Origin of the sequence: Chitinophaga sp. (genome assembly GCF_036569185.1) — a bacterium.
GTDB lineage: Bacteria > Bacteroidota > Bacteroidia > Chitinophagales > Chitinophagaceae > Chitinophaga.
In genome coordinates this window covers 21,984-29,213 of sequence record NZ_DATCRD010000135.1, presented here as the reverse complement: position 1 = coordinate 29,213, position 7,230 = coordinate 21,984, and the positions used below count along the sequence as shown (strand labels likewise).

Here is a 7,230-nt window from a genome sequence, read left to right as displayed (position 1 = left end):
GGAACCCGGTAAACGCATTAAAGATAGAATAACAAGTGAACAGCAAATCAGAGTGTGTGTCTACACGCCCTGCTTTTATTTTTTCACTATAAATATACCCGTATGCTAAAAAGTTATTTAAAGATTGCCTGGAGGAATTTGCGGAAACAGAAAGTGTTTGCTGCCGTTAATGTGGTGGGAATGAGCGCCGCCTTGTGCGCTGCATTGCTTTTATCGCTCACTGCATACCGGGAATGGACCTTCGATAACTTTCATGAAAATGGGAAAGATATATACCAGCTGATTGGAATTGAAGATACCGGCGGCCAGCTGAAAACCGGCGCCAGTATGTCGAAACCATTGGCTGCAGCCATACAGAAGGAAGTGCCCGGTGTAAAGCATATTACTTTTATTGCCGGGTATAATGTGCCTGTAAGATATGGCGCTAACCATTACTACCTGAGTACACAGCTGGTAGATAATGATTTTTTGAAGATGTTCACCTTTCCTGTAAAAAAGGGAGATAAGAATAACGCACTGCAGCAGCTGAACCAGGTAGTGCTTACGGAGCGCGCTGCCGGGATATTGTTTAAAGACACGGAGCCTGTTGGAAAAACCGTGGAACTGAACCTGAGCGGTAAATGGCAGCCTTTCATTGTAAGTGCCATCGCTTCAGATATTCCTGATAACTCAGGAATATATTTCGAATTGCTCACCCGGTTTGAGAATGACCCGGAATACAACGCCACCAAAAACGACTGGAGCGCATCTAATTATCCATTGTTTGTTCAACTGGAACCGGGGACCAGTAAGACTTCTTTCGAAAAAAATATCAACACGGTAGTTAAAAAATATTATAAAGGAAAAATAGAGGATCTTCAAAAAGATGCTGTAACTGGTAATAATGGTAAAGATGTTTTTTACCTGGAAGGGATTGCATTGAAAGATTTCCATCTTGATGCCAATAGTACTTTTTACAGCGGGCTGAATAAATTCTATCCCTGGCTGATGATCATCCTTGCCACGTTGATCATTGGTATTGCCGCTATCAATTTTATAAATCTTTCCATTGCCCGGTCTTTTACCCGCAGTGGTGAAATAGGGCTCAGAAAATCGCTGGGGGCGCAAAACGGCCAGCTGATGCTGCAGTTCTGGGCGGAAGCCTTCCTGTTATGCTGTTTTGCATTGGTACTGAGCCTGGCCCTCATGGTATTCCTGCTGCCTTATTACAATAAGATGTTTGGCCATCATATTGCGTTAAGCATATTCCGTAACATACGGGTAGTAACCGGCACTATTGGCGGGTTCTTCCTGGTTACCCTGCTGGCCGGCGGCTATCCCGCCTGGAGAGTGGCAAAGCTCAATATCCTGGAGGTGCTGAAGGGCAAACTGGGACTGGGTAAGAGCAATGGCATGCGCAACGGTCTTATTGTTATTCAGTTTATGGTAGCGGTGGTGCTGATCAGTTGCACTTCCATTATCTGGCAGCAACTTAATTTCATACAGTCGGCCCCGTTAGGATACAACACCTCCCAGGTGATCAGCATTCCGCTCGATAACGCTACGCCATCGGATATCACCGCTATGAAAAACCGGCTTACAGAGATGCCGGAAGTAAAAAGCGTGAGCGGCAGCATGCTGAACCTTGGCCTGGGAAAAGACGGATCTTCCGGCAACTGGACCCGGGGTTTCACCTATAAGGACCGCCATGTAAGTACCCAGTACCTCGCAGTAGATTACAATTACGCCAAAACGCTGGACCTGAAAATATTATCCGGCCGCGATTTCTCCCGGGAATACGGAACAGACAGCAGCGCCGTGGTAGTGAACGAGCAGATGGCCAAACAACTGGGCGTGACAGACCCTGTGGGCTTGAGCTTCCGAATGGGAGACGACGAAGCGCCGGTACATGTGATCGGTTTGGTAAAGGATTATCACTTTGAATCATTGCATAAAAAAATTGAGCCGTTGACGATGACCATGAACGCTCCGCTGAATTATATTTTCGTAAAAGTGGAAACATCCAACCCGGTGGCTTCACTGAAAAAGATCGGCGCTACCTGGAAAGGTATTAACGAGCTGGCAGAAAGCGACCCGTCTTTTCTTGATGAAAATACACAGCGGTTGTACCGGCAGGAGCAGCGGTTCTCAAAAATATTCATGAGTGGTGCAGTGCTCGCGGTGATCATTTCCTGCATGGGCTTATTTGCCATTGCTGTATTGGTGATGGCGCACCGAAAAAAAGAGATCGGTATCCGCAAGGTGCTGGGCGCCTCTGTAAGCGGTATTGTATTGTTGCTATCAAAAGATTTCCTTCGCCTGGTGCTGGTGGCAGTGCTGATAGCCACTCCGGCTGCCTGGTACTTTATGCACCGCTGGCTGGAAGGGTTCGAGTACCATACATCTATCCACTGGTGGGTATTTGGAATAGCCGGCCTGATGGCAGTATGCATTGCATTTATAACCGTAAGCCTGCAGTCAGTGAAAGCTGCGCTTGCAAACCCTGTAAAAAGTTTATCCCGGGACTAACCTAAAATCGCATTATGATGTGGCGTAATTACCTCAAAACTGCTGTAAGAAACCTGATGAAACGCAAGCTGTATTCCGTGATCAATGTCGCTGGTCTGGCTGCCGGCATTGCCTGTTTCATCCTGCTGGCCCTATATCTCCGCAATGAATGGACATATGATAAATTTCATGCCCACGCTGCAGAATTATATCGTATCCGGCTCGATTACGGGGAGAAAGACCAGGAAGTTACCCATACTGCACTCACGCCTAACGGGCTGGCGCCAGTGATAAAAGATTTCCCGGAAATAACATCCATCTCCAGGGTATATCCTTCCGCCTCCATAGTTGCCAATGGCGACAAGGTGATGAATGAGAAACGTTTTATTTATGCCGATCCGGCTTTTTTCAGCATGTTCTCTTTCCCGCTGATAGCCGGCAACGCCGCTACGGTGTTAAACGGGCCCAATATGATAGTGCTTTCTGAAACCATGGCAAGGAAGTATTTTGGGTCCACTGATATAGTAGGAAAAGTGTTGAAGATCGATAATAAGAAAGAATACCAGGTAACAGGAGTAGCGGCAGATGTACCGGCCAATACGCACCTGAAATTTGATTTCGTAGCCAGTTATGCTTCTCTCGGCAGAAAAGCCAACTGGAATTCAGCGAATGACTATACTTATGTACAACTGGCTGATAAGGCCACTGCCATCGCATTACAGGGTAGGCTGGCCAATCTGGTAAAAGAGCAGATGGGAAGTGCTGCCAGAGCCGGTGCTACGCTTGCTTTCGTACCGGAGCCGGTACCGGGTATTCATCTTCATTCTATTGCCTGGAATTCAACAGAAAGAGGCGGGGATATCCGATATAATTATATTCTTACCATTATAGCCGCATTGTTGCTACTGATTGCATGTATCAACTTTATGAACCTTGCCACGGCCCGTTCAGCCGAAAGAGGCCGTGAAATTGGTGTGCGCAAAGCCCTGGGCGCCATACGAGGCCAATTGTTCTGGCAGTTCATTGCGGAATCAACACTGATCACCTTTTGCGCAATGGCCCTGGGAGTGATCATAGCTATTGTATTACTGCCGGCGTTTAATAACCTGGCCGGCGTTTCCCTGAAGCTGGGAACAGGCAGTTACCAGATCTACCTTTGGCTGGCTGGTATCTTTCTTTGTACTACGTTACTCGCTGGTACTTACCCTGCCCTGTTCCTCTCCGGTTTCCGGCCGGTACAGGTATTAAAGGGAAGAGCGATGCCCGCTTCCGGCGGCAGTATCCGGAAAAGCCTGGTGATATTCCAGTTTGCGGCCTCCGTGTTTTTTATCATCTGCACATTAGTGGTGGGCAACCAGTTAAAGTATATCCAGCATAAAAAGATCGGGTTGGACAGGTCGCAGGTACTGGTATTGTCGGGCGAAAACTTTAACCCACAGATGCTGGAAGCCTTCAAAGGCCGGCTGCTGCAGCAACCAGGCATAAAACAGGTGAGCGCTTCCTACGATTCGCCCGTATCAGTGGAAGGCGGCTATACCATTGCCAACCTGGAAGGGAAACCGGCGGATTACAGTATGAATATTACGGCCATCCCGGTGGAAAAGGATTACCTGCAAACGATGGGAATTTCTTTATGCTCCGGATCCAATTTAACCAATGCGGATATACAGGATATTTTAAAGGAAGATAAAGACCGGGTATACCATTTCTTCCTGAATGAAACCGCTGTAAAGCAGCTGGGATGGACACCTGAAGCCGCCGTAGGAAAACGGATGGTGATGAATGGCCGTGCAGGAACCGTGAAAGGGGTAATGAAGGATTTCCATTTTGCCTCCATGAAAAGCAAAATTCAACCCATTATTGTTTTCCCGGAATACGAATGGTTCGGGGAAGTACTTGTTAAAACTTCCGGCGATAACCAGCAGCAGGTAATAGCGGGAATAGAAAAAGCCTGGAAAGAATACCTGCCCGCAGTGCCTTTTGAATATCATTTTATGAATGAAGACTTTGACAGCTTATATAAATCGGAATTCAGGACCGGTACCATTTTATCAACCTTTTCAATTGTTATTATCCTTGTTTCCTGTCTTGGTTTACTGGGGCTGGCCGCGTTCACAGCAGAACAGCGAACCCGCGAGGTGGGCATCCGCAAGGTGCTGGGCGCTTCTGCCGCCAGCGTGGTGGCGCTGTTGTCAAAAGACTTTATTAAGCTGGTGCTGGTGGCGCTTTGTATTGCTTCGCCATTTGCCTGGTACGTGATGCGCCAATGGCTGGAAAGCTTTGCCTATCATGCCAGCCTGGGTGCGGGTACTTTCCTGCTGGCCGGGGTTATTGCTATCGTGATCGCTTTGCTGACGGTAAGTTTACAGTCGGTGAAAGCGGCATTAATGAACCCGGTTAAAAGCCTGAGATCAGAATAAACAGGCCAATACAAGTATAAAACAACCGGACGGCATTGAGCCACCCGGTCAACGCATTAAAATCTGGATAACCGGACAGCTACTTTTAATTATATTGCTGAGCCGATATGCAGAAATATCAACAGAAACAAAAACAAATTACTTATCATGATACAATTGCAGAAAATTTCCAGGCATTACCCGGTAGGATTCGGAAAAAACTATATCCTGAAAGATATTGACCTTACTATAAATGAAGGCGAGTTTGTATCGATTATGGGACCCTCCGGCTCCGGAAAATCCACCTTACTGCATATTATGGGATTACTGGAAGAACCATCTGAAGGGCAATACCTGTTTGAAGGAGAGCGTGTAGACAGGATGAACGAAAAAAAACGGACCCAGTTGCACAGGGGATCTATTGGTTTTGTGTTCCAGGCCTATCATCTGATAGATGAGCTGACCGTATATGAAAATATAGAAACGCCTTTATTGTATAAGAATATTCCTGCATCAGAAAGGAAAAGCCGGGTGGCGGATGTACTGGACCGATTTAATATGGTGGCTAAGAAAGATTTGTTCCCCAACCAGCTATCGGGCGGACAGCAACAACTGGTAGGTATTGCCCGTGCTATTGTAGCTGAGCCCAGGGTGATACTGGCAGATGAACCTACCGGTAACCTGCATTCCGACCAGGCGAAAGTGATCATGCAGCTGTTTAAACACCTGAATGAACAGGATAAAATTACCATTGTACAGGTAACCCACTCAGACCTGAATGCCACCTACGGCAACCGTATCATCCAGATCCGTGATGGGCATATTCAGTCATAATAAAGACGGATCAGTTTTAAGAATTCTGTAAAAAAAAGATTATGTTGTACACTCAATTAGTGAGGTATACTGCCATACCTACTAAATTTTTGCCTTCTATCAAGAAGGGAGGAAAACTATCATCACAATTATTATATTTTTGGAATGTTATGAGAATATCCCGAATAGCAGGAGCAATCCTGGTTTTATTGTTTGCTAACATAACATCCGCTGAAGCGCAGGATACGTGGAGTTTACAACGTTGTGTGGATTATGCACTGCAAAATAACCTGACGGTCAAACAACAGGAAGTACAGAAACGCCTGGCAGACCTTACATTACAGCAAAGCCGCCTGCAAATGATACCCGGTTTCAGCGGGTCTGTATCAGGTGGTTATACGGATGGTAGAAGTGCCAGCCTGGGCGATAACCAGTATGTTAACCAAACTGTGTTTAACTCCAATGCCAGCCTGAATATGCAGGCAAATCTTTTCAGTTGGTTCTACCAGCAGAAAACGATTGCTGCCAATAAACTGGATGCCCAGGCAAACAGCTTCCTGCTGGAAAAGGCAAGGAACGACCTGGCATTTAACGTAGCTACCGCTTTCCTTCAGATACTGCTTAATATCCAACAGGAGAAAATAAACGAAGAGAATGTACGGCTTACCAACTCCAACCTGGATAATACAAAGAAACTGGTAATTGCAGGTTCCGTGCCGGAAAGCAACCAGGCCGACCTGGAAGCGCAGCTGGCGCTCGACAGCAGCAACCTGGTTACAGCGCAGAATAACGTAACGCTGTCTATTCTCCAGATGAAAGCTTATCTCAACCTGGGATTCGAAATTCCTTTTACACCGGATGTACCGGAAAATATCGCTTCCCTGCCAATGGCCGCCTTACAGGAAATGGCGCCGGAAATGGTGTACAGTGCCGCTTTAACAAACTATCCGCTGGTAAAATCGGATGAACTGAAAATTAAAAGCGCCACAAAGGCATACCAGGCGGCAAAAGCGCAATTGTATCCGAACCTGAGCATTGGCGGCGGACTCAGTACTTATTATGCGAATAACTATTATGCTGACCTGGCACAAACCAAGGTACTGTCGTTTCATGACCAGATCAGCAATACCTACAGGAAAAATATTGGCTTAACGCTTAGCATTCCTATTTTTAACGGATGGCAGCAACGTACCACTGTTGCCAAAGCAAAAGTGAATATATACAGTCAGGAACTGATCCGGGACCTGGACCACCAGAAACTCAGACAGGATATCTATACCGCACATGCCAATGCAGTAGCCGCTTTACAGAAGTTTAACGCGTCTGCTACCGGGGTAATGGCCGCCCAGAAAGCGTACGACTTTGCTACCAAACGCTTTAATCTCGGGTTAATGAACACCATTGACTATATCACAACACAAAGTAAATTGTACAATGCGCAGGTAAATAAAGTGCTTGCTCAATACGATTATATATTTAAAATGAAATTGCTGGAATTCTACCGGGACCAGAAAATTTCACTGTAGCCCTC

Annotated in this window: 4 protein-coding genes; all 4 read left to right on the top strand. The window is 46.4% G+C overall.

Translation table 11 applies throughout. The features are described from left to right. Positions 1–102 precede the first annotated feature (102 nt). A complete protein-coding gene (locus VIM72_RS09545) occupies positions 103–2,508 on the top strand; it encodes an ABC transporter permease (protein WP_332002606.1) in 2,406 nt (801 codons plus the stop codon). A 14-nt stretch (positions 2,509–2,522) separates the two neighbouring features. After that, positions 2,523–4,907, top strand: coding sequence for an ABC transporter permease (locus VIM72_RS09540; protein ID WP_332002605.1), 2,385 nt, complete (start codon positions 2,523–2,525; stop codon positions 4,905–4,907). A 147-nt stretch (positions 4,908–5,054) separates the two neighbouring features. After that, positions 5,055–5,720, top strand: a complete 666-nt coding sequence (locus VIM72_RS09535; RefSeq protein WP_142684752.1) for an ABC transporter ATP-binding protein — start codon at positions 5,055–5,057, stop codon at positions 5,718–5,720. A 149-nt stretch (positions 5,721–5,869) separates the two neighbouring features. Next, the gene (locus VIM72_RS09530; RefSeq protein ID WP_332002604.1) at positions 5,870–7,225 is read left to right on the top strand and encodes a TolC family protein; all 1,356 of its coding nucleotides are present in this window, start codon (positions 5,870–5,872) and stop codon (positions 7,223–7,225) included. Positions 7,226–7,230: the final 5 nt, after the last annotated feature.

Excerpts from the sequence above, each read along its gene's own strand:
- VIM72_RS09545 (WP_332002606.1), top strand. The coding sequence starts at position 103 with ATGCTAAAAAGTTATTTAAAGATTGCCTGGAGGAATTTGCGGAAACAG.
- VIM72_RS09540 (WP_332002605.1), top strand. The coding sequence starts at position 2,523 with ATGATGTGGCGTAATTACCTCAAAACTGCTGTAAGAAACCTGATGAAA.
- VIM72_RS09535 (WP_142684752.1), top strand. The coding sequence starts at position 5,055 with ATGATACAATTGCAGAAAATTTCCAGGCATTACCCGGTAGGATTCGGA.
- VIM72_RS09530 (WP_332002604.1), top strand. The coding sequence starts at position 5,870 with ATGAGAATATCCCGAATAGCAGGAGCAATCCTGGTTTTATTGTTTGCT.